Source organism: Pleomorphomonas sp. NRK KF1 (genome assembly GCF_023721755.1).
In the GTDB taxonomy this organism is placed as follows: Bacteria; Pseudomonadota; Alphaproteobacteria; order Rhizobiales; family Pleomorphomonadaceae; genus Pleomorphomonas.
Map to the genome: position 1 here is coordinate 618,754 of NZ_JAMDLH010000002.1, position 23,467 is coordinate 642,220.

General features: G+C 62.8%; 20 protein-coding genes, 2 tRNA genes and 1 riboswitch. Of the genes, 10 read left to right on the top strand and 12 right to left on the bottom strand.

Features of this window, described 5'->3' with window-relative positions; all coding sequences use genetic code 11:
• Positions 1-4: 4 nt before the first annotated feature.
• On the bottom strand, positions 5-451 hold the full coding sequence (locus M4J39_RS08220; protein WP_251727327.1) for an Lrp/AsnC family transcriptional regulator: 447 nt from the start codon (positions 449-451) through the stop codon (positions 5-7).
• A gap of 130 nt (positions 452-581) precedes the next feature.
• Here M4J39_RS08220 and rocF point away from each other — a divergent pair, with 130 nt between their 5' ends.
• Together rocF and M4J39_RS08230 are read left to right on the top strand one after the other, a co-directional pair.
• Positions 582-1,508 (top strand): arginase, encoded by a 927-nt coding sequence (rocF, locus tag M4J39_RS08225; protein ID WP_251727328.1) that lies wholly within the window; start codon positions 582-584, stop codon positions 1,506-1,508.
• Entirely contained in the window at positions 1,505-2,560 is a 1,056-nt protein-coding gene (locus M4J39_RS08230) for an ornithine cyclodeaminase (protein ID WP_251727329.1), read from the top strand. The genes rocF and M4J39_RS08230 overlap by 4 nt, the downstream gene beginning before the upstream one ends.
• Here M4J39_RS08230 and M4J39_RS08235 read toward each other — a convergent pair.
• Positions 2,553-3,041, bottom strand: coding sequence for a hypothetical protein (locus M4J39_RS08235; protein ID WP_251727330.1), 489 nt, complete (start codon positions 3,039-3,041; stop codon positions 2,553-2,555). The two genes, M4J39_RS08230 and M4J39_RS08235, sit on opposite strands and share 8 nt — an antisense overlap.
• A 579-nt stretch (positions 3,042-3,620) precedes the next feature.
• Here M4J39_RS08235 and M4J39_RS08240 point away from each other — a divergent pair.
• The 4 genes from M4J39_RS08240 (at position 3,621) to M4J39_RS08255 (ending at position 6,742) form a co-directional block, all read left to right on the top strand.
• A complete protein-coding gene (locus M4J39_RS08240) occupies positions 3,621-5,327 on the top strand; it encodes a methyl-accepting chemotaxis protein (protein WP_251727331.1) in 1,707 nt (568 codons plus the stop codon).
• Between the two features lie 118 nt (positions 5,328-5,445).
• Positions 5,446-5,522 (top strand) — tRNA-His (locus M4J39_RS08245).
• Between the two features lie 627 nt (positions 5,523-6,149).
• Positions 6,150-6,476 (top strand): hypothetical protein, encoded by a 327-nt coding sequence (locus M4J39_RS08250; protein WP_251727332.1) that lies wholly within the window; start codon positions 6,150-6,152, stop codon positions 6,474-6,476.
• 189 nt (positions 6,477-6,665) lie between these two features.
• Positions 6,666-6,742 (top strand) — tRNA-Arg (locus M4J39_RS08255).
• Positions 6,743-6,783: 41 nt separating this feature from the next.
• On the opposite strand, the gene M4J39_RS08260 is transcribed toward M4J39_RS08255, so the two are convergent.
• The 3 genes from M4J39_RS08260 to M4J39_RS08270 all read right to left on the bottom strand — a co-directional run bounded on the left by M4J39_RS08260 (position 6,784) and on the right by M4J39_RS08270 (position 9,149).
• Positions 6,784-7,275, bottom strand: a complete 492-nt coding sequence (locus tag M4J39_RS08260) for a hypothetical protein (RefSeq protein ID WP_251727333.1) — start codon at positions 7,273-7,275, stop codon at positions 6,784-6,786.
• Positions 7,276-7,286: 11 nt separating this feature from the next.
• A complete protein-coding gene (locus M4J39_RS08265) occupies positions 7,287-7,955 on the bottom strand; it encodes a TetR/AcrR family transcriptional regulator (RefSeq protein ID WP_251727334.1) in 669 nt (222 codons plus the stop codon).
• A gap of 159 nt (positions 7,956-8,114) precedes the next feature.
• The gene (locus M4J39_RS08270) at positions 8,115-9,149 is read right to left on the bottom strand and encodes a beta-eliminating lyase-related protein (RefSeq protein ID WP_251727586.1); all 1,035 of its coding nucleotides are present in this window, start codon (positions 9,147-9,149) and stop codon (positions 8,115-8,117) included.
• Positions 9,150-9,197: 48 nt separating this feature from the next.
• A riboswitch (SAM-I-IV-variant riboswitch) is annotated at positions 9,198-9,304 on the bottom strand.
• A 406-nt stretch (positions 9,305-9,710) separates the two neighbouring features.
• Between M4J39_RS08270 and M4J39_RS08275 the strand changes: the two genes are divergently transcribed.
• The 3 genes from M4J39_RS08275 to M4J39_RS08285 all read left to right on the top strand — a co-directional run bounded on the left by M4J39_RS08275 (position 9,711) and on the right by M4J39_RS08285 (position 13,656).
• Entirely contained in the window at positions 9,711-11,216 is a 1,506-nt protein-coding gene (locus M4J39_RS08275) for a pyridoxal-phosphate dependent enzyme (protein ID WP_251727335.1), read from the top strand.
• A 3-nt stretch (positions 11,217-11,219) separates the two neighbouring features.
• Positions 11,220-12,497, top strand: coding sequence for a PLP-dependent lyase/thiolase (locus tag M4J39_RS08280; protein ID WP_251727336.1), 1,278 nt, complete (start codon positions 11,220-11,222; stop codon positions 12,495-12,497).
• Between the two features lie 355 nt (positions 12,498-12,852).
• Positions 12,853-13,656, top strand: a complete 804-nt coding sequence (locus M4J39_RS08285) for a DeoR family transcriptional regulator (protein ID WP_251727337.1) — start codon at positions 12,853-12,855, stop codon at positions 13,654-13,656.
• Positions 13,657-13,755: 99 nt separating this feature from the next.
• On the opposite strand, the gene M4J39_RS08290 is transcribed toward M4J39_RS08285, so the two are convergent.
• The 3 genes from M4J39_RS08290 to M4J39_RS08300 form a co-directional block, all read right to left on the bottom strand.
• Entirely contained in the window at positions 13,756-14,562 is an 807-nt protein-coding gene (locus M4J39_RS08290) for a triose-phosphate isomerase (protein ID WP_371875420.1), read from the bottom strand.
• Positions 14,563-14,667: 105 nt separating this feature from the next.
• Entirely contained in the window at positions 14,668-15,300 is a 633-nt protein-coding gene (gene dhaL / locus M4J39_RS08295; RefSeq protein ID WP_251727338.1) for a dihydroxyacetone kinase subunit DhaL, read from the bottom strand.
• Positions 15,301-15,302: 2 nt separating this feature from the next.
• On the bottom strand, positions 15,303-16,307 hold the full coding sequence (locus tag M4J39_RS08300) for a dihydroxyacetone kinase subunit DhaK (RefSeq protein WP_251727339.1): 1,005 nt from the start codon (positions 16,305-16,307) through the stop codon (positions 15,303-15,305).
• A 468-nt stretch (positions 16,308-16,775) separates the two neighbouring features.
• Between M4J39_RS08300 and M4J39_RS08305 the strand changes: the two genes are divergently transcribed.
• Entirely contained in the window at positions 16,776-17,810 is a 1,035-nt protein-coding gene (locus tag M4J39_RS08305; protein WP_251727340.1) for an NAD(P)-dependent alcohol dehydrogenase, read from the top strand.
• Positions 17,811-17,847: 37 nt separating this feature from the next.
• Here M4J39_RS08305 and M4J39_RS08310 read toward each other — a convergent pair whose 3' ends face one another.
• The 4 genes from M4J39_RS08310 to M4J39_RS08325 all read right to left on the bottom strand — a co-directional run bounded on the left by M4J39_RS08310 (position 17,848) and on the right by M4J39_RS08325 (position 23,364).
• A complete protein-coding gene (locus tag M4J39_RS08310) occupies positions 17,848-18,852 on the bottom strand; it encodes a sugar-binding transcriptional regulator (RefSeq protein WP_251727341.1) in 1,005 nt (334 codons plus the stop codon).
• A 165-nt stretch (positions 18,853-19,017) separates the two neighbouring features.
• Positions 19,018-20,712 carry a methyl-accepting chemotaxis protein gene (locus tag M4J39_RS08315; RefSeq protein ID WP_251727342.1) on the bottom strand — a complete coding sequence of 565 codons (1,695 nt, stop codon included), beginning with the start codon at positions 20,710-20,712 and terminating at the stop codon, positions 19,018-19,020.
• Between the two features lie 562 nt (positions 20,713-21,274).
• A complete protein-coding gene (locus tag M4J39_RS08320; protein ID WP_251727343.1) occupies positions 21,275-22,222 on the bottom strand; it encodes a D-ribose ABC transporter substrate-binding protein in 948 nt (315 codons plus the stop codon).
• Positions 22,223-22,323: 101 nt separating this feature from the next.
• Positions 22,324-23,364: an ABC transporter permease gene (locus tag M4J39_RS08325; protein ID WP_251727344.1), complete on the bottom strand. Its 1,041-nt coding sequence runs from the start codon at positions 23,362-23,364 to the stop codon at positions 22,324-22,326.
• Positions 23,365-23,467 lie beyond the last annotated feature (103 nt).

The following is a 23,467-nucleotide window of genomic DNA, read 5'->3' on the forward strand; positions in this document are numbered from 1 at the left end:
TGGCTCACCCGTTGTTCAGGCGGGCGCGCGTCGTCCGTGGCGTCGTCAAGAGCAGGCTGGTGTCGGAGCCGGTAATGCCGGGCAAAAGACGGATGCGACGCAATACCGTATCGAAGTCGGTCAGCGTCGCCGCGCCCAGTTCGACGACGAGATCCCAGCGGCCATTGGTCGTGTGAATGGCCGCGACTTCCGGGAAACCACCGAGTTGCCGGATCACCTTGTCCAACACGTGTCCCTCGATCTCGATCATCATGACCGCCCGGACAGGCACTTCGACGGCATCGTTACGCAGGATCACCGTATAGCCGAGAATGTCTCCATCACGTTCCAGCCGTTCCATGCGAGCCCGCACGGTGGCGCGCGAAACGCCAAGCTCAATCGCGAGATCGGATACCGAACGACGGCCGTCGTGACGCAGGAGAGTGACCAATTGCTGATCGAGCCGATCCATATAAATGCCATTTCGCTCAATGAAACTGCCATTTTGATAAGCCAAACCGTGTAATTTGCCAATCCCGCCTGTTCACTTCGCCGGCCGCTCATGGCCAGATGCCCGCGATCCGACAGCGAGGGACAAAGGTATGAAGGTGAGGCTTCTGGGCATTCCGGTTGAGGACGGCGCCGGCCGCATGGGCTGCGAGATGGGACCGAGCGCCTATCGCACCGCCGGCATCGTCGAGGCGATTGCCGAGCTCGGCCACGACGTCGAGGACCTCGGCAACGTCTCCCGTGGCCCGCTATCGGCCGTCACGCCGCCCCATCCCCACCTGCGACGCCTGCCGGAGATCGCCGCCTGGGTCGGCGCCGTGACGGAGGCTGCCTACCGCGCCTCGGACGGCGCCGTGCCGGTGTTTCTCGGCGGCGACCATTCGTTGGCCGCCGGCAGCGTGCCGGGCGTCGCCCGCCGCGCGGCGGAAGACGGCCGCCCCCTGTTCGTTCTGTGGCTCGATGCCCACACCGACTTCCACACGCTCGACACCACCCAGAGCGGCAATCTCCACGGCACGCCGGTGGCCTACTTCACCGGCGCGAACGGCTTTCACGACTGCTATCCGCCACTCTCCCACCCGGTGCCGCCGGGCAATGTGACCATGGTCGGCATCCGTTCGGTGGACCCGGCCGAGCGGCGGGCGCTGGCGGGCTCCGGCGTCACGGTTCACGACATGCGCGCTCTCGACGAGCACGGCGTCGGCGCGCTGGTGTGGCGTTTTCTCGAACGGGTCGCGGCGGCCAATGGTCGCCTGCACGTCAGCCTCGACGTCGACTTCCTCGATCCGGCGATCGCGCCGGGCGTCGGGACCACGGCGCCCGGCGGCGCCACCTTCCGCGAAGCGCACCTCATCATGGAGATGTTGCACGACAGCGGCCTCGTTTCCTCCATCGACCTTGTCGAGCTCAATCCCTTTCTGGACGAGCGCGGCCGCACCGCCACGCTGATGGTCGACCTTCTCGCCAGCCTGATGGGACGCACCGTCATGGATCGCCCGACCCGGAGCTTTGCCGCATGAACACCATATCCCCGCTCGCCATCGTCCCCTTCGTGTCGGTCGACAACATGATGCGGCTGGTGCTCAGTGTTGGCGTCGAGCGCTTCCTGACCGAACTTGCCGACTACATCGAAGAAGACTTCCGTCGCTGGCCGACGTTCGACAAGACGCCGCGCGTCGCCTCCCATTCGGTCGACGGCGTCATCGAGCTGATGCCCACCTCGGACGGGACGCTTTACGGCTTCAAGTACGTCAACGGTCACCCGAAGAACATGCGTGAGGGCAAGCAGACGGTGACGGCCTTCGGCGTGCTGGCCGACGTCGGCTCGGGTTATCCGATGCTGCTCTCGGAGATGACTCTGCTGACGGCGCTCAGGACCGGCGCCACCTCGGCAATGGCGGCGCGACGCCTGGCCCCGCAGGGCGCCAGCACCATGGCCATCATCGGCAACGGAGCGCAATCGGAGTTCCAGGCGCTGGCGTTTGGAGCCATTCTCGGAATCCGCAACCTTCGCCTTTACGACATCGATCCGGCCGCTACCGAGAAGTGCCGGCGCAACCTCGCCCCGCTCGGCTTTTCAATCACCCCCTGTCGCACCGGCCAGGAAGCCGTCGAGGGCGCCGACGTGATCACCACGGTGACCGCCGACAAGCAATACGCCACCATACTGACCGACAACATGGTCGGCTCGGGCGTGCACATCAACGCGGTCGGCGGCGATTGCCCCGGCAAGACGGAACTTCATCGCGACATCCTGAAACGATCGTCGATCTTCGTGGAGTATGCGCCGCAAACGCGCGTTGAAGGCGAAATCCAGCAGCTTCCTGCCGATCATCCCGTCACCGAGTTCTGGGAAGTGCTCGACGGTGCCGTGCCTGGCCGCACGTCGCCGGGCGAAGTGACGCTTTTCGATTCGGTGGGGTTTGCCATCGAAGACTTCTCGGCGCTGCGCTACGTGCGGGACAAGCTCGCCGGTACGTCCTTCTATCAGGAACTCGACCTGCTCGCCGATCCGGACGAGCCGCGTGACCTGTTCGGGATGCTGGTGCGCGCCGAGCCGGCCGCTACTTGAGGTGCTCCTGCAAGGCCTGGAAGCGAACGGCCAGCTCGTTCCTGCCACTGGACTTGCCACCGGACTTGGCGGGTAGCGAATAGCCCGGAACCTCGATGCCCTGCTCCAGCATCTCCTTGACCGTTATGGTCCCGGCATCGACGATCTCGCCGGTGCTGGCATTGGTTATGTAATGCCGGTAAGTGTTGCTGCCGACCTTCCAGTAGGAGTGGGTTTTCTTGGCCTCGAGATCGGCGATGCTTGGCGGAGGGCGAGGACCGGGCTCGGAGGAGGCAACCGGAAACGGTTTGACGTAAACCCAGATCGCCACAAGGATCGAGGCGACCACCAGCGCCAGAAAGCCGGCAATGAGAAACGACCGCGCGTCCTGATGGCCGCCATTGCGGCGGCGTCGAGACGGCGTGCCGCCGGTCTTCCCGCCCTTCTTTCTGGCGGGGCTGCCGATGGACATGTTCTGCGAGGCGACTACCCGTGACTGCATGATCCGCCTCCCTCGGTACGCGGCGCTCTTCCTCCATCCATCGAGCCGGCCTTGCCGCTCGCGGCAGTTCTGCGAGGCTCGATCAACCGACCTCGCCCGCCATGATGAAGCAGATAAGCGCGGAAAACGTTTATTTCCCTTTTTCGACGAGTTCTTGGGTCAAGAAAGAAAAAACAGCGTTAACGTACAGTTAATTCTACTCAACCACCCGCTCTCATCAAACAAGGCTTGGCCGATCCATGACGATGAAAGCCGACCTTCCACCTCCATGTGTCCGAGAAACCTTTCGCGAAACTTGCGGGGCGATCGGATGATCCAAACCACGGTCACCGTTCGGTCTTGCCGAAACAGAACGAAAGCGTCGTAGGTGCCTCCGGGTTGTACGCGATTTCCAGCAAGCGCGCGTTCGTCCATATGGTTATCAGAGATCTCGATCTGGCTTGTTTTCGCAGAAACCACCGATCGAAGAGATCATTCCTACAACTCTCTAAAAAATAGCGAAGCACTGCCGCTTTAAGTCTCGATTCATCATTGCCGGCGCAAACCTGACAATATTCGATTTTACAGAAGATGCGGAAAATGTTTCTTAGTCGACTCAAGTTGTGGAAGGTGATCGGCACAGCCGTTGCGATTTTCATTACCCTGACGGTCTGCCTGCTTCTCTCCGTCGTCTACACCACGCTTTCGGCCGATGCGGCCCGACAAGCGTTGGAAAAGCAGACGATCGCCATCCGCACGGGCGCTCTCCTGATGCAGAAAGACATCGCCGACACGACAATCAGCTGGTCGGGGGATGCCGTCGACCATATCGAGATGCCGGCCATTCCGCCCTTTCCGACCCACGACCTCATCGACAACCTCACGCGTACGGCAAGCGCAGCGGCCACCATCTTTGGCTATGACGCCGCCAAGGACGATTTCACGCGCTTGACGACCTCCATCAAGAAGGCCGACGGGAGCCGCGCGATCGGTACCGACCTTGGCAAGGGCTCACCTGCCTATGCGGCCGTCAAGGCGGGCCGGACCTTCACCGGCGAGGCCGCCATTCTCGGCGTGCCCTACCTCACCATCTACACGCCAATCAAGAACGCGACCGGTCAGGTGATCGGCATATTGTTCGCAGGCATTCCGGAAAGCACGGTCGCCGCCACCAAGGATGGACTGGTGCTGAAGGTCTCGCTTCTTGGATTGCTGCTGGCGGCGCTGATGTCCGTCGGCGCGTCCTGGCTGGTGGCGCGCCTCATCCGCCCGGTGACCCAGCTCTCCGGACTGATGGAGCGCATTTCCCGCGACGATCTCGCCGAGGACATTCCCTACGCCAGCTATGGCAACGAGGTAGGAACCATCGCTCGTGCCGTCGTCATTCTCAAGGATAGCGCCCTCACACGCATCTCGCTGGAGAAGGACAAGACAGCCGAGGCATCCGATCGCGTGGCACGACAGGAACGCATCGAGAAACTGATCGACGACTTCCGCGCCTCCACCCGGACCGCACTCGGCGCAGTGAACAAGACCGTCGAGGATCTTCTTGCCGCGGCCGGCTCTCTGGGCGCCGGTGCCCTGCGTACCGTGCAGGATGCGGGCGCGGCCTCGAATGCTTCGTGCGACGCGACCCAGAACGTGCAAGCCGTCGCATCCGCGACCGAGGAACTTGCAGCGTCGATCGGCGAGATTTCCGCTCAGATCCAGCGCACCGGCGCCATCGTCGCCGAGGCAGCACGCGGAACCCGCGATGCCGACACCAAGATCAATCGTCTCGCCGCCGGCGCGACCAAGATCGGAGAGGTCGTGACGCTGATCAAGGCGATCGCCGAGCAGACCAACCTCCTGGCCCTCAATGCGACCATTGAAGCCGCAAGAGCCGGCGAGGCAGGCAAAGGTTTTGCGGTCGTTGCCGCCGAGGTAAAGAACCTTGCCGGTCAGACCGCCAAGGCAACCGAGGAAATCGCGGCGCAGGTGGACAACATCCAGGAAGCCACCGCCGACGCCGTCGAGGCGATACAGGCCATCAGCACGACCATGCAGGAGGTCGACCGCTACACCGGCGCCATCGCCGCCGCCGTCGAGGAGCAGGGAGCCGCCACCGACGACATCAGTCGTTCGGTCAATGCAGCGGCGACCGGTTCGCAGAAGGTGGCGACCAATGTCGACGCCGTGCTGACCACCGCTCGCGAAACCGAGACCGCCGCACAGAAGCTCGACCGCGACTCGCGCGAAGTGGCCGATGAAGCGGACCAGTTGCGATCGACCATCGACACCTTCCTCGGGGCCGTCGTCGCCGCCTGAGGCGCAACACCCCGCTTTCGCCGGCTCTCTTCCGGCGAAAGCCCTCCGGGCCATAAAAAAGTGGTTGGCGGGGGCTTGCATTGCCGGAACGATCCAACTAGGTTCCGCGCCGTCATGTGCAGCTGTAGCTCAGTTGGCTAGAGCGTCGGATTGTGGCTCCGAAGGTCGCTGGTTCAAGCCCAGCCAGCTGTACCATTTTCTCCCCCTCGAAATGCTCGTCCCGGCCTTTGCGCGGCGATGATGGATGCGCCCTTCTGGGCTGTCGAGCCGCTTGATCGGTGCGGCCGGAATGATCCGGCAATCAACGCCTCGATCGATCGCCTCTTGGCGCGAAGCGTACGCCGTCGGAGTGCCGACCACCGAAGACATCGCACAGAGTGACTCGGAACCCTTTCCTGCCTCCTGATCGTGTGGACGATCGTCTCATCCAGGCCGTCAAACTAGCCCTTGGTCAGCGCCAAGGGGAACCATCCCACACGAAGAACGTATCGACTTCACTGGCCGTGTGGTGAGCGTACCGCGCTCGGGTGAAAAGCCGCCGTTTTGCGAGCAACCGACTGTCCGGCGCCAAACTCAGCACTTCATTTCAAGACCTATCACACGAACGTGAGTGCGGATCGCGCTGATTTGCCCGACGACACACACCAACACACGGCTTCGTGAAAACACTTCACGAAACCAGTCCTGACCTATTGACTTCAGGTACCCTTTTTCCGTGATGAGGCGAGTTCTATATCATACTCATCGAAGCGAGACGAATGACTGGTCTGAAAAAGAAGACCAAAAAACCTCCCGACGCTATCGAATACATGGAGTATGGAAATGAAAACCTTCGCTATCGCCGCCGTTGCTGTCGCCGCCATCGCCCTTCCGAGCCTCGCCTCGGCCGCCGAGGGAACCTATTACGAGCCCGCCGATGACACCTTCGTGAGCGGCACGATGAACGCCCCCGTGGCCGCCGCCACCGAAGATGGCGCCCGCTACACTCAGACGATCACGGTTTACGAGCCGGCCGACGACACCTTCGTGACGACCAAGGTTTCCGGCGCCCCGATCATCGCCACGCACGACGCCGCCAAGGCGACCTCGGTCATTCGGTATTACGAGCCTGCCGATGACACCTTCGTCACGGTGCCGGTTGGCAAGTAATCACAAATCACCATTGTGATTGAGAACGGCGCCGGCATTGTCCGGCGCCGTTTTCGCATCCGGCAATCGCTGACCGCGCCCCCCTTCCCGTGATGGCGGATGGCTTGACCTGCCGCCACGATTTTTCCTTTGCCTTGTCTGCGAACTCGGCTATAGGAACCCTGTTTCGCGTGTCCGCGACGTGGCCATGCACCCGTAGCTCAGCTGGATAGAGTGCTGCCCTCCGAAGGCAGAGGTCACAGGTTCGAATCCTGTCGGGTGCGCCAATTTCCCTGACTGTCTCTAGTTCTTTGCGCAGCAGCGAAGCCTAAACTCCCATGGCCGATTTGGTCGCAAAAGCGACGATGATCAGCGCTATGAGGATGAGGCCTAGCGCGACCGGCAATGGAAACGTCGGCTTGGCCGAACTTGCCCTGTTCACCGCGCCACGCAGTGCCACGGAGGTTACGGTCAAGGCTACACCCAGCGCCGTACCGATCCATTCCAGCGTCGCCAGAAGCATGGACATGGGTTCCGGCGGCACGGGGAAGATCCGGCCGAGATCGAGCAGATAGACGGCGACGTAGGCGAGACCGGCAAGCCCGGCCCAACCATGCCCCTTGCCGCTTCTTGTGACGAAGTAGGCGAGCACGAGGCTTCCGAGACCGAGCACGGTCAGAAACACATTGAAAGCGCCCAGAACCACGGCGGGGTAGGCGCTGAAATCACGCGTTTCGACGAAGCCTCCGGGGACCATGAGCGCCAGGTTCAAAGCGGACGCGACCAGTAGTCCGGCCATGGTAAGGCGTGAGGCTGGCATTCGGCTGGTCCTCAAGATGGTGTTGCAGGCGGTACGGACCCGCAGCTCTCCGTGCCTGGCGCAAGCATCGCGGCAAACACAGTGAAGACTCGATGGTTGAGCGCGAGCACAGTCTGCTGGTCGCGGTCTATAGCGTTCAGAGCAAACCATTGGTCGGCTTCACGCAACGCCGCGAAAGCCATGTTCGTCAGCAAGTCCTGGGGAAGGTCCGCGCGGACGGCACCGAGCCGCTGTCCCGTTTCGATCAGTCGCGCAAGATAGGCGTGGAGCCGCTCAAGCAGATCGACAATGGCGGTCTGCGCCCTTGCTTCCCGATAGACGCCACGCCCGATTTCGGCCAGGCGATCGTTTCGCTGGAGGATGGTCGTCACATTGCCAAAAAGGGCAGCGATCTGTTGCCAGTAGGCGGCGGTGTTCTCGGGTTCGGTCGGGGCGACTTCGAGCAAGCCGACAAACTCGTCGAAAGCACGCTCGATCACGGCACGATAGAGGTCGCCCTTGTCGGCGAAGTAGTAGTAAGCCTGACCCTTGCTGATGGCCGCGCGCGTGAGAATGCGGTTCAGCGACGCGGCCTCGAAGCCGAACGCCATGAACTCTTCTTCCGCGATGTCGAGCCAAGCGGTTCGCTGCGCGTCCGGCAGCTTCCGAAGTCTCTCACGGGCCCGAAGTCGATGGTTCATGTGATGATCCACAAATCTCCCCGTCTGGAGACAGTATAGACCACTGGTCTAAATCTGTCCAGACGGCGTCGATGATCCGAAAAGACTCCAGTCTTGCAGCGGTTCTGAACAGCTTGCGAAGCCGAGAGGAGGAGTCAACGCAGAGAGGAGGATGAAATCTCAAGCGGCGGCCGCGGCGGATCGAATGTCGGCTGCCAGCTCATCCACCCGTTCCGGGTCAGCGTCCCAGGCGAACATGAAGCGGGCGCCGCCGCCGATGAAGGTGTAGAAGCGCCAGCCTCGCTCGCGCAGCCGGTCAAGAACGTTCTCGGGCGCGCTCAGGAACACCGAGTTCGCCTCCACGGGAAAGAGAAAATCGATACCGGGCGCTCCGGCAATCGCCGCCGCCAGGCGCGCCGCGCAGGCATTGCCGTGCCGGGCGTTGCGAAGCCATGCGCCGCTTTCCAGCATGCCGACCCATGGAGCCGACAGGAACCGCATTTTCGACGCGAGCTGCCCGGCCTGCTTGCAGCGATAGTCGAAGTCCTCGGCCAGAGCCTTGTCGAAGAAGATGACGGCTTCGCCGACCGCCATGCCGTTCTTGGTGCCGCCGAAGCAGAGCACGTCGACACCGGCCTTCCAGGAGAGATCGGCCGGCGAACAGCCGAGTGCCGCGCAGGCATGGGCGAAGCGAGCGCCATCCACATGCAGCTTGAGCCCCAGCTCCCGGCAAGTCGCCGCAATGGCCCGCACCTCCTCGATGCCGTAGACGAGGCCGGTCTCGGTCGGTTGGGTGATGGTTACCACCCTGGGCTTGGGGAAGTGGATGTCGGAGCGGCCGGTGGCCATGGCCCTGATGATGGCCGGCGTCAGCCTGTTCGCCGTCGAGGGCGCCACCAGCAGCTTCGATCCGTTGGAGAAGAATTCGGGAGCGCCGCATTCGTCGGTCTCGACATGCGCCGACGCGGCGCAGATGACGCTGTGGTACGACTGGCAGAGGGCCGACAGCGCCAGCGAGTTGGCGGCCGTGCCGTTGAACACGAAGAAGACCTCGCAGTCCTTCTCGAACAGGAGCCTGAAGGCGTCGGCGGCGCGCTGGGTCCACGCGTCGTCACCATAGGCAATGGCCGAACCGGCATTGGCGCGCTCCATTTCGGCCCAGGCCTCGGGGCAAATGCCGGCGTAATTGTCGCTTGCGAACTGCTGGGCGGAAATTGTCACGTCAACGTCCTCTCTTCCCAATGAAGCGGAGCGACGCGTGGCTGGTGTCCCGTTGGTTGCCGGTCGGCCACATCCCCCTCTTGCGAAGGGCACCACCTTGCTCGGGAGCAGGTTGGTGTCGGGCGTCGCCCCGACTCTTGATGCATGTATGGCAAATAGCACCAAGCCCCCGGTACGGCAACCGCCGGCCTTGCTTTGAGCCTCACCATCCCTCCTCCTGACGACACGGCCCGTACGGGAGACAGCGTACGCCGTTGCGTCAGCAAGGGTTCCAGCCTATTCCATTTTGCTTCGCGACGGCAGCTTTCCAGGCTTCAGTGCTTTCTTGGCGCGACAGGACTTGCGGCATGTCATGTCGCCGCTTGCGGAACCGCGTCATTGTGGACCGTGAAAGACATGGTTTACTGCGAACGCCGCACCACCATGGAGCGGATGTGGTTGCACGGAAGCCGGTCGAGGTGATGGACCATCGATCGCCGCACGGACGGAACACGTGGCTCGGCACTGGCGAGAACGCTCGGGCAGCCACCAAGAACGAGCAAGGGGATACAGAACATGGCGCGGTTGGGTTTGGAGCGGAATGTCGTCGATACACAGGTTCTCGACCGGACCATCGCCCGTCTCGGACAGGCGGGCGTTCTGTTGCCCACGCTGGCACAGCTCGCGGACCCCACGACGATTCCCGACGTCGTGCGAAAGCGCCTCGACAGTGTCGACCCGGACGTGGCCGATCCTCTCAATCTCTTCCGCGTACACTGGTTCAACGATGCCACTCGCAACGGGCTGACCGACGTTCCCGACTATGTCGAGCTCCCGAGTGAGCTTACCGGCGTCAAGGCGCGCATCGTGCTGGCGCTCGGCAACCGCTTCCCCATGATCCAGGCCCACAAGGTGCTGGCCGCCTACGGCTGCCTCGTGCCGCGTCTCGTCACCGGACAGTTCGATCCCGGCCACCACAAGGCGGTCTGGCCGTCCACCGGCAACTACTGCCGCGGCGGCGTCGCCATCTCGCGCATCCTCGGCTGCCATGGCGTGGCCGTTCTGCCCGAAAACATGAGCCGCGAGCGCTTCGACTGGCTCGACAAGTGGGTGGTGGACAGCTCCGACGTCATCAAGACCCCTGGCTCGGAGAGCAACGTCAAGGAAATCTACGACGAGTGCGCTCGCCTCGACAGCGACGCCGACAACATCATCTTCAACCAGTTCTGCGAGTTCGGAAACTACCTCGTCCACCGCACCTGCACCGGCGCGGCGCTGGAGACGATATTCGAGGCGATCACCAGGGATCGTCCGGGCTCGAAGCTTGCCGCGTTCGTGTCGGCATCCGGTTCGAGCGGCACGCTGGCGGCCGGCGACCATCTCAAGGAGCGTCACGGCACCAAGATCATCGTGGCAGAAGCCACCGAATGCCCGACGCTGCTGGAGAACGGCTTCGGCGAGCACAACATCCAGGGCATCGGCGACAAGCACGTGCCCTACATCCACAACGTCATGAACACCGACATGGTGGCCGGCGTCAGCGACAGCGACACCGATCGTCTGATCGTTCTGTTCAACACCGAAGTCGGCCGCAACTATCTGATCGAGCGACGTGGCATCGACCCGAAGCTGGTCGCCGACCTCGCCAACCTCGGCCTGTCGTCGCTGTGCAACATGCTGGCTGCGATCAAGACGGCCAAGTATTACGACATGGGACCGGACGACGTCATCGTCACGTTGGCCACCGATGGCGCCGCCATGTACGGCAGCGAGATCGACAAGGTGATCAAGCGCGATTTCGGCAACCGCTTCGATGCCGTGGCGGCGGGCGAAACCTGGGGCCGCTCGCTGGCGGCGGCGTCGACCAGCGATCTCCTCGAAATGACCTATGTCGACCGCAAGCGCGTGTTCAACCTCGGCTACTTCACCTGGGTGGAGCAGCAGGGCGTCTCCATCGAGGAGTTCAAGGCCCGCGCCAAGCAGTCCTATTGGGACGACCTGCTCGACCTCGTGCCCGCCTGGGACGAGATGATCGCCGACGTCAATGCCAAGAGCGGCATCGCCAAGAAGCTGGGCCTCTAGAGCATGGTCGGGTTTCGCTGCCACGGCTGCGGCGCCCAGGTCGACGCAGGCCTTGCTCTGGCGTTCCGCTGCCCGAACGCCGACGGCAATGATGTCGACCATGTGCTCGTGGTCGACAACGAGGCGCCCTCGCCTTCTATCGGCAGCGAGACCGACCCGTTTCTGCGCTACCGCGCATGGCTGTCTCCCTATCGACTGGCGCGGGAGGCGGGGCTGCCCGACACGGCGTGGGCCGATCTCGTCGGCCAGCTCGACAACGCGCTGACAACCGTCGACGGACACGGCTTCCGCGTCACGCCGATGGCCGATCGACCTGCTCTCGCCGAGGCCTTTGGTCTATCGGGAGCGCTCTTCGTCAAGGACGAGACCGGCAACGTGTCGGGCTCCCACAAGGCGCGCCACCTGATGGGCGTGATGCTCTATCTGCGCGTCCTGGAGACGGCGCGGCTGCCGGCAGGTGACAACATCAGGTCTCGGCGTCTCGCGATCGCTTCCTGCGGCAACGCCGCGCTCGCGGCGGCCGTTGTGGCGCGAGCCGCGAACTGGCCGCTCGACGTGTTCATACCGCCCGATGCCGACATGTCGGTAAAGGCAAGGCTCAGGGAGCTCGGCGCACAGATCACCATCTGCGATCGTCGCCCGGGAGAGACCGGCGATCCATGCTACCTGCGCTTCCGCGAAGCGGTCGCTGCCGGCGCCATTCCCTTTGGCGTGCAAGGCACCGACAACGGGCTGGCGATCGAGGGTGGCCGCACGCTGGCCTTCGAGATGGCGGAAGAATTCCATCGCATCGGCACCATACCGGACGCGCTTTTCGTTCAGGTTGGCGGCGGCGCACTGGCCAGTGCGCTGGCGCAAGGGCTGGCGCTCGCCCGTGCGAACGGATTGCTGCCCAAGCTTCCCAAGCTGATCACCGTTCAAACCGCGGGTTGCGCGCCTCTGGCCCGTGCCTGGGAGCGGCTCGACGGCATCGACCTCGCGACAGCGGCGAAGACGCGTTCGAAGTTCATGTGGCCGTGGGAAACGACGCCATCGAGCCTCGCGCACGGCATCCTCGACGACGAGACCTACGACTGGTGGGCAATCGCCGAGGGCATGCGGGCAAGCGGCGGCTCGACCGTCGTGGTAGACGAAGCGCAGGTCGCAGCAGCTCACAGGGCCGGCCGCACACACACCGATATCGTCGCCTCGGCCACCGGCACCGCCGGCCTCGCTGGCGCGATCGCCAAGCCGGAGGCCGGCAAGCAGATCGCCGTTATCTTCTCAGGCGTGGAAAGATAGTCGCACCGCCGCTGGCAAGCCTACCACAATCGATCGCCCGTCTCTGGGAATGTGGCCTCCCATTGCCACGTCGTTCGACAGGCATTCCACGCTTCACAACATAACACCCAGAGCTCGATTATCGTGTTTGTTTGATATATTAGGTTGATATTTTTGTGATTTTGCGTTAGGGACTGTCTCAATCAGGAGAGCAGTCATGCCAGCCTTCAGCCTGGAAAACGGGAAAAATGGCGCGTGTATCCCGATGTCCATCGACCAGAGGATGCGCTCCGGTTGCACGCATGACGCTTCGAGCTTCTCGTTCGATACCACGACGGCGTCGTCCGACTAACTTCTCCAGCGACGGATCCGTCCTGTGCATCACAATGACGACTTCCAGCAAGCGAAAGCATCGGCCGGACCAACCGGACGGCGCAAGGCGCTTCTCGACTATCTGCTGCCGGCAGGTTCCGCCCAGGTCGAAGAACTCGCCGACCATTTCGGTGTCAGCCGGATGACCGTCCATCGGGACCTGCGCCTTCTGGAGGAACAAGGGATCGTCCGTCGCGTCCACGGCGGCGTGACGGTCCGATCCTCCAGCCTTGCCGACAGCACCATTCTGTATCGCGCGCGCCTCGCCGACGCCGAAAAAGACGCTCTCGCCCAGGCCGCGGCGGAACTCGTCGAGCCGGGACAGGCGATCATCCTCGACGATTCGACGACCGTTGGCCATCTGGCCGCCCATCTCGTCGACTGCAAGCCGCTAACGGTGATTACCGGCAGCCTGACGATCATCGATACGCTGAAGGATGCCCCCGGCATCGAAACCATCTGCCTCGGCGGGCACTACAATGCCCGGTTCAACGCATTCTTCGGCTATCTGTGCGAGCAGGCGGTCGGCTCCCTGCGCGCCAACACCCTGTTCATGTCGACATCGACCGTGCTCGGTCTGATCGCCTTCCATCAGCAGGAAGAGGTGGTGAAGTCGAAACGCGCGTTGATGGAGGCCGCAGACCGCAAGATCCTGTTGATCGACAGCAGCAAGTTCGGCAAGACCTCACTGATCAAGCTGGCAACGCTGACCGAGTTCGATCAAGTGATCACCGATGGCGCTCTCTCGCAGGCGGATGCCGACAGCCTTCTCAAGGAGGGCGTCAAGCTCACCATCGTCGAGACTTGATGGCGTTGTCGTGGGGAAAAGTTAGCGACAGGCAATGGCCCCTGGGGACGAACGGCATCGACCATTCCGGGCAAATCCGGGGGCTTCAGGCGCGCGGTTCTATCCGACCGCGACGGCGGAACCGGAGGCGATCCGCGCCATACGCTCTCGGGCCGCCATGGCCTTGGAAATCAATGAGGCGAAGCCAGTCGGCGACCAAGCCGCACGGCCTATGAACAGACCGTCGATCGCCGGTTCGGTGGCGAGCACGGCCGCGTTGTCGGGGTTGACGCTGCCGCCATAAAGCACCGGTACCAACGGGCCACCCAGTTCCCTGAGGGTGGCATGAAGGGCGACATGAACCTCCCGCGCTTCCTCGGCGGTCGCCGGAACGCCATCCTCGCCGATCGCCCATATTGGCTCATAGGCCACGAGACAACGGCCGACCTCACTTCCGGAAAGGCCGGAGAAGGCAAGCCTCACCTGCCGCGTTACAGCCTCCGCCGACGCACCGGCCGCCCGCTCTTCGGCACTGTCGCCGACACAGAGCAGAGGCTTCAGGCCGTGCCGCAAGGCAGCCTTCACCTTCAGGTTGATCGTTTCGTCGGTCTCGCCGAAATACTGACGCCGTTCGGAATGACCGAGTTCGACCAGATCGATATCGAACTCATCGAGCATCGAGGCCGATATCTCGCCAGTATAGGCGCCGGCGTCGGCCCAGTGCATGTTCTGGGCGCCGAGCAGAAGAGGCGTCGTGCCGATCGCCTCCCGCGCGGCGGCCAGAGCGGTGAACGGAGGAATGACGAACAATGCGCAGCCCCCCCCGGTGATGGCTGGCAAACGTGTCTTTAGGTCGGCAATGTAGCGCCGGGTTTCGGCAACCGTCTTGTTCATCTTCCAGCCGGTGCCGATCCAGAATGTGCTCACCTCAGCCTCCGCTTCACGGCGGCGAAGGTCATGAGCCCTCGTGCACCGCTCTTCATGCCGGACCACCGTCGGCCCCTCGCCAACCATCATTACCGTCGTGGCCGCTCACGCGGCAATATAGTCGCGCATTGCTTCAAGGATCAGCGACATCGAGACGGCCCCGGGATCGGGATGCCCCAGCGACCGCTCACCAAGGGTCCTTGCCTTGCCGGTGGTGGCGATCATGTCCTTGGTCGCCTCGACGCCTCCCTTGGCAGCTTTCGTCGCCTCTGTGACGACGTCCACCAGACCGCGCGCGATCGCAGCTTCCGAAGCGGCAGCGGCCGGCGCCAAGGCATCGATCATGGTCTTCTGACCGGGCTGGGCGGCGCCTCGCTTTTCGACGCCTTCAAGCCCCTTCACGAGGAAGCCGGCGAAGCCTTCGGCATCGAGAACCGTGCGCTCGTCAAAAGCCGTACTGCCGGAGCGAAACATGGTTCCGAAAATGGCGCCGGCGGCGCCACCCGTCTTGGCCATGATCGCCGTGCCGGCCGCCTTGAACACGGTCGCCACGGAAACGGGTTCGGTTGCGGCCATGGCCTCTTCGACAGCGGAGAAGCCGCGCCGCATGCCAATGCCATGATCGCCGTCGCCGATCGCCTGATCGACCTGGGTCAGCATGTCCACATTGGCGACGATGTGCCTGGCAACGGCCGATAGCATGTCGCGCGCCTCAGCCGGTGTAAGTGTATCGTGCATGGTCAAGACCTCGAGTAGGCGAAGGAATGAGCCGGCATGTCCAGATAGCGCTTCAGCTCATCGTCGAGCTTCATCAGGGTGATCGACAGACCGGCCATCTCCTGGCAGGTCAGGAATGAGCCAACGTCCGTCCGGTGAACGGAAATTCCACGCTGAGCGAGAACCTGATGCACCTTGCGGGTGACGATCAGCATCTCCATGCAGGTCGTCGCACCGAGGTTGTTCACGAGAACGGCAACCTCATCGCCCGACGAAAATGGCAGGTCGGCGAGAATGCGATCGGTCATTTCCTCGGCGATGGCGTCCGCGTCGGTGATCTTGCGGCGAGCAATACCCGGTTCGCCGTGCGCGCCCATGCCGATCTCGATCTCGTCCTCGGGCAGCTCGAAGGTCCGTTCCCCGGTCTCGGGAATAGAACCGGCCGCAAGGGCAACGCCCATCGAGCGCGTATTGTCGCGCGCTTTCACGGCGACGCGGTACACATCATCTAGGTCTTTCAGCTCGGCTGCAGCGCCACCGGCCACCTTGATGACGAAGAAGTCGCCGGCGATACCACGCCGGTCGGTGATGCGGTCGAGGGGCGCGGCGGCGACATCGTCCCATACGCGCACGGTGCGGGTGACGATGCCCGCTTCTTCGGCAAGTTCGGCGGCAATGTCGAAGTTCATGTTGTCGCCGGCATAGTTGCCATAAACCATCAGCACGCCCCGACCACGGTCCACGGCGGCCAACGTGTCGAGCACGAGATCGGGCGTCGGCGCGGCAAACACTTCGCCACAGGGCGCGCCGTCGGCGAGATTGGGGCCAACGAAGCCCGGGAACATCGGTTCGTGCCCGCTGCCGCCACCGATCAGCAGCGCCACCTTGTCCTCGGCGAGTTTCGTGCGCACAACGGCGTTGCGATCATCAAGGCGGCGCAGATCGCCACCAGAGGCAGCAACCAGCCCATCGATGAGCTCGGTGACGACGTTCACCGGATTATTGAGCAGTTTCTTCGGCTTGCCCATGCCGGACCTCCCATTTTCATTATGCGGCCGGAAAAGCCCGAAGGGCGCCGGTCGGGTTGGGGCAATAGGGCCATTCGAATGGGCATATGTCAATGACAATTTCACGATTCTGTTATTTTGCTACCTGATATGTGTTTATTTTTGCGCTCAATATCATGCAACTCATCACCTAGATCAGCAGGCAATCACCCCCTCACGATGCCAAGCCCCTTTTGAAGAGCTGCGTACTCCCGTTGTTTTTAAAGTATTTTATCGGACTTAACCGGCAAATTTTGCACGGTTCGCCCTGAAACAAGCGGCAGTCAATCGTCGCAGCTGACGGCTTGCTCGTCGCGATCATAAATGTTATCAAATGATCACAGATCATGATGCCTCGTAACGAGCCCTGGAGAGCAAGGCGACCTGGCGGGCACGGATCGGGCCGCACGGCGCGTAGCGCCGCGTATACAAAGGTGGAGGAGAGGAAACATGAAAGCGCTTGTTCTCGAGGAGATCGGCAAGATCCGGCTACGGGACATCGATATGCCGACCACGCCCGGACCGGACGACGTCAAGATCGCCATGAAGAACGTCGGCATCTGTGGCAGCGACGTCCATTTCTACGAGTACGGCAACATCGGTCCGTTCGTTGTCAAGGAGCCGATGGTTCTCGGTCATGAGGGCGCGGGCGTCGTTGTGGCAGTAGGAGCCAACGTCACGTCGTTCAAGGTCGGCGACAAGGTCTGCATGGAGCCGGGCATTCCCGACTGGACATCCAGGGCCTCGCGCATGGGGCTCTACAATCTCGACCCGGCCGTGCGCTTCTGGGCAACGCCGCCGGTTCACGGCTGCCTGGCACCGGAGGTCGTTCATCCGGCCAACCTTACCTTCAAGCTGCCGGACAACGTGAGCCTGGCCGAGGGCGCCATGGTCGAGCCACTGGCCGTGGGCATGCAAGCGGCCACCAAGGCGCGCATCCAGCCGGGCGCGACGGCGGCGGTCATCGGGTCGGGAACGATCGGCATCATGACCGCGCTGTCAGCCGTCGCTGCCGGCTGCTCCGACGTTTTCGTCATCGATATCCAGCAGGAGAAGCTCGACGTCGCCGCCAAGTATCCGGCACTGACGCCGGTCAACCTCTCCAAGGAAGACGCCGTCGCTCGGGTTCGGAACGCTACCGGCGGCTGGGGCGTGGATGCCGTCTTCGAGGCGAGCGGCAGCATGAAGGCCTATGACACGCTGTTCGACTACGCGTGCCCTGGTGGCTGCGCGGTGCTGGTGGGCATGCCGGCGAAGCCGGTGGCTTACGACGTCGTCGCCGGACAGGCCAAGGAACTGCGCGTCGAGCACGTGTTCCGCTACGCCAACATCTACGACCGCGCGATCAACCTGCTCGCCTCGGGCAAGATCGACGTCAAGCCTCTGATCTCGAAGTATTACTCGTTCGAGCAGGCGGTCGAGGCGTTCGAGTTCGCGGCCAAGGCCCCCGCCAACGTCATCAAGACGCAGATCGTCTTCGGTTGAAGCAACGCCGCCGGATCCCTTAAGACCCGGCGGCTCCTCACTGTGGCTGTTGCCCCGTTGCTAGCCGCTGCGCCCGCTGCCGGCGCTTGCTGGTCGCATCGTCAAGGGCAAGGACAGTGTGTGCGTTGGCCGAGCTTGTCGCCAAGGTATTGACGACGCCGGTCCTGAGCGCACCGAGAATTCCCGCCGCCTTGGTATTCTCGCTGGCAATGGCGACGACATTGGGAATTCGCCCGAGCTCGCCGACCGTCAGGCCAATGATGCGTCCCTGCATCGGCGTACGCGACTGATTGCCCTCGATGTCGATGAAATCGTAGCCCATCAGATCGCCGATGGTTCCCGACAAGCGAGCCTCGACGATTTCCTGCGGCGAGAACCATCCCATGCGAACCATGTTGCTGTCCTCGCTGAGATCGCCGACGCCGATCAACGCGATGTCGGCGCGCCGCGCCCGGTCGAGTGTCTGCTTGATGGTGTCGTTCTTGAGCAGGGCTGCACGAATATCCGGGTTGGCGACCAGGGCCGGCGCGTAGAGGGTTTCGCTTTCGCCACCGAAGCGGGAGGCGAGGCGCCGACAGATGTGGTCGGGGTTCATGAACTCCCCGGCCCTCAGAGAACCACCGATCGCCGACACGAAGGTGACTGCCTTCTGTGTCGGGGCGAAGATGTTGTCGGCCACTGCGCCGACATTGCGCCCCATGCCAACAGCCACGATCATGCCGTCGAGCAGCATCTTGTCGAGATAGTTGGCCACCAGATTGGCAAGCGCCGATCTCTGGGCGTCCGGGTCGCGGTTGTCGGCGGCGATCAAGACCCGGTCGACGCCGAAACGCTTCACGAACTCCTGTTCAAGCCTCAGGCTGAGCGATGGATGAGTTCGCACAGCGATCTCGACGATGCCTTCCTCGCGCGCTTGGCGCAGCAGGCGGCCAATCTTGGCGCGCGACATGTGATACTTGCGAGAAAGCGCCTCCTGGGTCTCCTCCTCCAGGTAGTAGGCTGCGGCGATTTCGGTCAGGATGGTCAGATCCGTGTCGTTCATGATCTCCCGCTCGCCCCGTTGCGCCAACGACGGAACCTGCATGCTCCTCTGGCGTCAAGACAACCGAACGGCCGATCGACCATAGGCCGATCGGCTCGCTCGAACAGTGGTTTAGCATATGGGCGAGGTGCGATCAGCCCCGTCGACCGGCGTAGATCGACGACGTCACGCCGCCCGTATCTCCTCGACGAAGCTGCACACTTCCTCCCCGAGCTGGGCAGACTGCCGCTTCAGCTCTTCGGAAACCGTAAGCACATGCCGCGCTGCCGTGTCGGTGAGTTGTGACGATACGCCGACCTTCTCCATGATCGTCGTCACTTGCGAGGCGGCTTCGGCGGCGAGCTGGGTACTGCGGGCAATCTCGGCAGTGGCCGAGCCCTGTTCCTCGACGGCGGACGCAATCGACTGGGACGACAGCTCGATGCTGGCCAGCGTCTCGACGATGCCTGCCATTGCCCGCTCCGCCGTATCGGTCGCCGCCTTGATCTCACCGATCTTGCCGCCGATCTTCTCGGTTGCGCCGGTCGTCTGGTTGGCCAGCTCCTTGACCTCGGCGGCGACGATCGCAAAACCCCGCCCGGCCTCTCCGGCCCTGGCCGCTTCGATGGCGGCGTTGAGGGCCAAGAGGTTGGTCTGCGAGGCGATATCGCTGATCATGCTGACGACCTCGCCGATCTCGTGCACCGCCGTCGACAGTACCCTGACACTGGAGGCGCTACCGCGCGCCTCTTCCGCCGCCCGGCTTGCCGTTACCGATGAACGCTCGACCAGGGACGCGATCTCCTGGATGGAAGCGGCCAGTTCCTCGGCGCTGGCGGCCACGGCATGCACGTTCTGCGAAGCGTGATCGGCGGACGACGAGCCCTCCTGTCCCTGCCGCGCCGTGTCGCCGGCCGTCTCCGTGAGGTTGTTGGCCGAATCCGCCAATGTCATCGACGAAGCACCAAAACCGGACACCATCTCCTGCGTCCGTTCGACGAAGCGCTCGGCAAGCCTTGCGCGCTCGGCAATGACCGCCTGGTGACGCGCGTCGGTTTCCTTTTGGGCAGCGCGCTCGGCCACGCCGGCGGCCAGAGCCCGGCGCAGAGCCTCGAGACTGTCGGCAAGCGCACCCACCTCGTCCTTGCGCCCATCGAGCGGGATGGAAACATCGTAGTTGCCCCCCTCGATTTCGGCCATCATCCCGAGTAGCCGGCGCAGCGGCTTCGATACCGTCTGGCTCATGAAGCCGATCCCGACAGCCATTACGATAATGACCGCGAGAAGCGTCCCTCCGGCGGAAAACCCGATCGAGAGCCAGGAGTAGGCATTGCTAGCCTTTGACTCGGCCCGCACGTCCTTGAGCAAAAGATCGTTGAAACGGACAGCCGTGGCTTGGGTCTTCTCGATGGCCGGCGTGCAAGACTTCAGCATGTCGTCGACCGCCGCGTCGATCTGCTTGCGATCGGACGACATCAGCCTCTCCATGACACTGCCACAAGTCTCCAGGAAAACCTTGTCGAGGTTCGACCGGATGGCCTTCAGCTCCACTGCCTTGGCCGGCAGGGCCTTGGCAGCGGAGTCGATATACTTGTTGAAGTTGGAGCGGCTGGTTGTGCGCAACATCGCAGCTTGCTGGATCTGCTCCGGCGTCGATGCGGCCGCATTCTGATACATGGATGTTACGATGTCGGAGATCGCCCGATTGGCGCGACCGACATAGTCGGCGGCTGCCACCGAGCCGTTGAGCAGGTCCGAATAGCGCTGGTCGACCATCAGCATGTTGACCGACGAGTAACCGCTGCCGAGCAGCGCCATCACGCCCAGCATCCCGACCAACAAGTTGGTCTTGAGCATTAGCGAGGCATTGACGATTCTCATGACTTTCCCCTTCCAGAACCGGTTTTCCCTTCCCGAGATCGGCTCTCCGCCGCCGCCCGCAGTACGGAGCCGCGAGCCGTCGCTCTGCCCTCCTTCCACCAGAACCGGCCCGACGACTTGGCTCTATCCCCTGATGGAACGCGGGAAGCGACACCAGGCAGCATCGGACGTTCCATACCCTCTCGGGCAGAGCGCCTCTCAAACGTCACTTCATTTTCGATAATATGACCACGAGTCTTGATATACTTCTAACGTCAATGCCACATATGCCTATTTCATATCGTCAAATCACCCCCGCGAAGCTCAGCACCGACCCGAACGAAAAAAGGCCCGCATCGCGCTGGCGATGCGGGCAAGACCCTGCTTTCGGCCATGTTGCAAACCGCACACCTCGGCGGCGCGGCCGTTGCCGACTTGACTGCCTGCGGCTTCACCGTCGTCCATTCGGGGGAGCAAATGCCAACGGGGCCGGACGGCCGAAAAGCGGGGCGTCTCGTCCTCGAAGCCTCCGGTCGTGTGGCGATTTTTCGCTCGCACTCGACCGGAGAGCAACGTTGCCGAGTTACTCGGACAGCACGAAGGGCGAGGTCATCTTGTCGACGTTGTCCTTGGTGATCAGGAAGCAGTCGTAGAGCTGCTTCTCGGTGTCGACGCCGGTCTTGCCGGTCTTGATGAAGTTGTCGGCCTGTTCGACTGCCTTCTGGGAGAAGGTCGCCACCGGCTGAAGGACGGTGTACTGCAGCTCGCCCGCCTTGATGGCGGCAACCGCGTCGGGCGATCCGTCGAAACCACCCACCTTCACCTGGTCGAGCTTGCCGGCTTCCTTGAGGGCAGCCACCGCGCCGAGCGCCATCTCGTCGTTGCCAGAGATCACGCCGATGATATCGGGATGAGCCTGCAGCAGCGACTGCATCTTCTTGTAGCCCTGGGCGCGGTCCCAGTTGGCCACTTCGCGGCCGACCTTGATGAGATCGGGATACTGGGTCAGCACGGTCTCGTAGCCGTTCGAGCGCGTGGCGGCGTTGTTGTCGGCCGGGTTGCCGAACAGTTCGACGTAGTTGCCCGACTCGCCGACCATCTGCACCCACTGCTGGGCCCCGACGGCCGCGCCCTGAGCGTTGTTGGAGACCAACTGCGCCTTGGCGAGACCTTCCTGGTTGATCTCGGCGTTCACCAGGAACACGGGAATGTTGGCGGCGACCGCCTTCTTGACGGCCCCCACCGAACCGTCAGCATTGGCCGGATCGAGGATGATGGCCACCGACTTGTTGGTGATCGCGGTATCGATCAGCGTGCTTTCGGTATTGGTGTCACCCTTGTGAGCGGCGACGTTGGCGGTGTAGCCGAGCTTCTCGGCCGTTGCCTTGGCAACCTCACCCTCGGTGAACCAATAAGGATTGGCGGGATCGGTCACGATGATGGAGATAAGGCCGTCGGCATAGGCATAGCCGGCCATCATCGGAGTCACGGCAGCTGCGGCCAGGAGCACGCGGCGGAAGGCGTTAGGCATGTTTCTCTCCCTAGGTTGTTTCTCGCGCCAGACAGGCGACGAAGCTTTCCGCCCAGGCATTTTCCTCCGGCCTGGAGCAGAGAAGAGCGGAAGGACGACGGCTAGAAGCGCTTGCCGCCGTACTGAAGGCTGTTGAGCAACACGGCGAGCACGATGACCGCGCCGGTAAAAACGGTCTGCCAGTAGGCGGAGACGCCGATGATCACCAAGCCGTCGGACAGGAAGCCAATGACGAAGGCGCCCAGCATGGTGCCCCGCACGTTGCCGCGCCCGCCATTAAGCGACGCGCCACCGATCACCACCGCGGCGATGGCGATCATCTCGTAGGTGAAGCCGGCGGTCGGACCGGCCGACGTCAGTTGCGAGGACAGCACCAGCCCGGCGACCGAGGCCAGCATTCCGGAGAGCGCGTAGACGCAGATATGTACGAAGGGGACCGGCACACCCGACAGCTCGGCGGCGCGCTGGTTGCCGCCGGTGGCGTAGATCCAGCGGCCAAAGGCGCTGCGGGCCAGGATGATGCCGAAGACGGCGGCCAGCAAGGCAAGGATGATCACGCTCACCGGGATGCCGAACAGGCGATTGAAGCCCAGCCAGTCGAAACCGGTATTGCCGTAGGTCTCGTTGCCACCGAGGTTGTTGTAGGTGAGGCCGTTGGTAATCAGCAGCGCAATGCCACGAGCGACGTAGAGAATGCCCAGCGTGGCGACGAAGGACGGAACGCGCAGGTAGGCCACGAGGACGCCGGTGATCGAACCGAGGAAGGCACCGAAGGCCAACGTCATCACCGTCACCGCCCATACCGGCGGATAAAGGATGACGCCAAAAGCGTTGATGGTGATGCCCTGCATCAGGAAGCCGGCGATGATGCCGGCAAGACCGAGCACCGAACCGACCGACAGGTCGATGCCGCCGGTCAGGATGACCAGGAGCATGCCGATCGCCAGAATGCCGTAGATCGCAACATGCGACGACATGATGAGAAGGTTGCTGATGGTCAGGTAGTTCGGTGACATCAGCGAGAAGAATATGATGATAACCAGAAGTGCGCCGAAAGCACGTCCTTCGATAAGAAGTCCGGCAATGTTGATCTTCGGTTTGGCTGCGGTCGGGTTCATTTTTGAAACATCTGTGCTAGACATCGACGTTGTCCTGCTCACTGGACTTTGGAGCGCTATTCGATCTGATTGATTCAGATCGGCGCTCTAGGCCTTTGTTTGTGAAGCATCATCTTTTCGATCCTCG

Bases quoted from the DNA above. Each gene is read 5' to 3' on its own strand.
- M4J39_RS08220 (WP_251727327.1), bottom strand. From the start codon at position 451: ATGGATCGGCTCGATCAGCAATTGGTCACTCTCCTGCGTCACGACGGC.
- rocF (WP_251727328.1), top strand. From the start codon at position 582: ATGAAGGTGAGGCTTCTGGGCATTCCGGTTGAGGACGGCGCCGGCCGC.
- M4J39_RS08230 (WP_251727329.1), top strand. From the start codon at position 1,505: ATGAACACCATATCCCCGCTCGCCATCGTCCCCTTCGTGTCGGTCGAC.
- M4J39_RS08235 (WP_251727330.1), bottom strand. From the start codon at position 3,041: ATGCAGTCACGGGTAGTCGCCTCGCAGAACATGTCCATCGGCAGCCCC.
- M4J39_RS08240 (WP_251727331.1), top strand. From the start codon at position 3,621: ATGTTTCTTAGTCGACTCAAGTTGTGGAAGGTGATCGGCACAGCCGTT.
- M4J39_RS08250 (WP_251727332.1), top strand. From the start codon at position 6,150: ATGAAAACCTTCGCTATCGCCGCCGTTGCTGTCGCCGCCATCGCCCTT.
- M4J39_RS08260 (WP_251727333.1), bottom strand. From the start codon at position 7,275: ATGCCAGCCTCACGCCTTACCATGGCCGGACTACTGGTCGCGTCCGCT.
- M4J39_RS08265 (WP_251727334.1), bottom strand. From the start codon at position 7,955: ATGAACCATCGACTTCGGGCCCGTGAGAGACTTCGGAAGCTGCCGGAC.
- M4J39_RS08275 (WP_251727335.1), top strand. From the start codon at position 9,711: ATGGCGCGGTTGGGTTTGGAGCGGAATGTCGTCGATACACAGGTTCTC.
- M4J39_RS08280 (WP_251727336.1), top strand. From the start codon at position 11,220: ATGGTCGGGTTTCGCTGCCACGGCTGCGGCGCCCAGGTCGACGCAGGC.
- dhaL (WP_251727338.1), bottom strand. From the start codon at position 15,300: ATGCACGATACACTTACACCGGCTGAGGCGCGCGACATGCTATCGGCC.
- M4J39_RS08300 (WP_251727339.1), bottom strand. From the start codon at position 16,307: ATGGGCAAGCCGAAGAAACTGCTCAATAATCCGGTGAACGTCGTCACC.
- M4J39_RS08305 (WP_251727340.1), top strand. From the start codon at position 16,776: ATGAAAGCGCTTGTTCTCGAGGAGATCGGCAAGATCCGGCTACGGGAC.
- M4J39_RS08310 (WP_251727341.1), bottom strand. From the start codon at position 18,852: ATGAACGACACGGATCTGACCATCCTGACCGAAATCGCCGCAGCCTAC.
- M4J39_RS08315 (WP_251727342.1), bottom strand. From the start codon at position 20,712: ATGAGAATCGTCAATGCCTCGCTAATGCTCAAGACCAACTTGTTGGTC.
- M4J39_RS08320 (WP_251727343.1), bottom strand. From the start codon at position 22,222: ATGCCTAACGCCTTCCGCCGCGTGCTCCTGGCCGCAGCTGCCGTGACT.
- M4J39_RS08325 (WP_251727344.1), bottom strand. From the start codon at position 23,364: ATGTCTAGCACAGATGTTTCAAAAATGAACCCGACCGCAGCCAAACCG.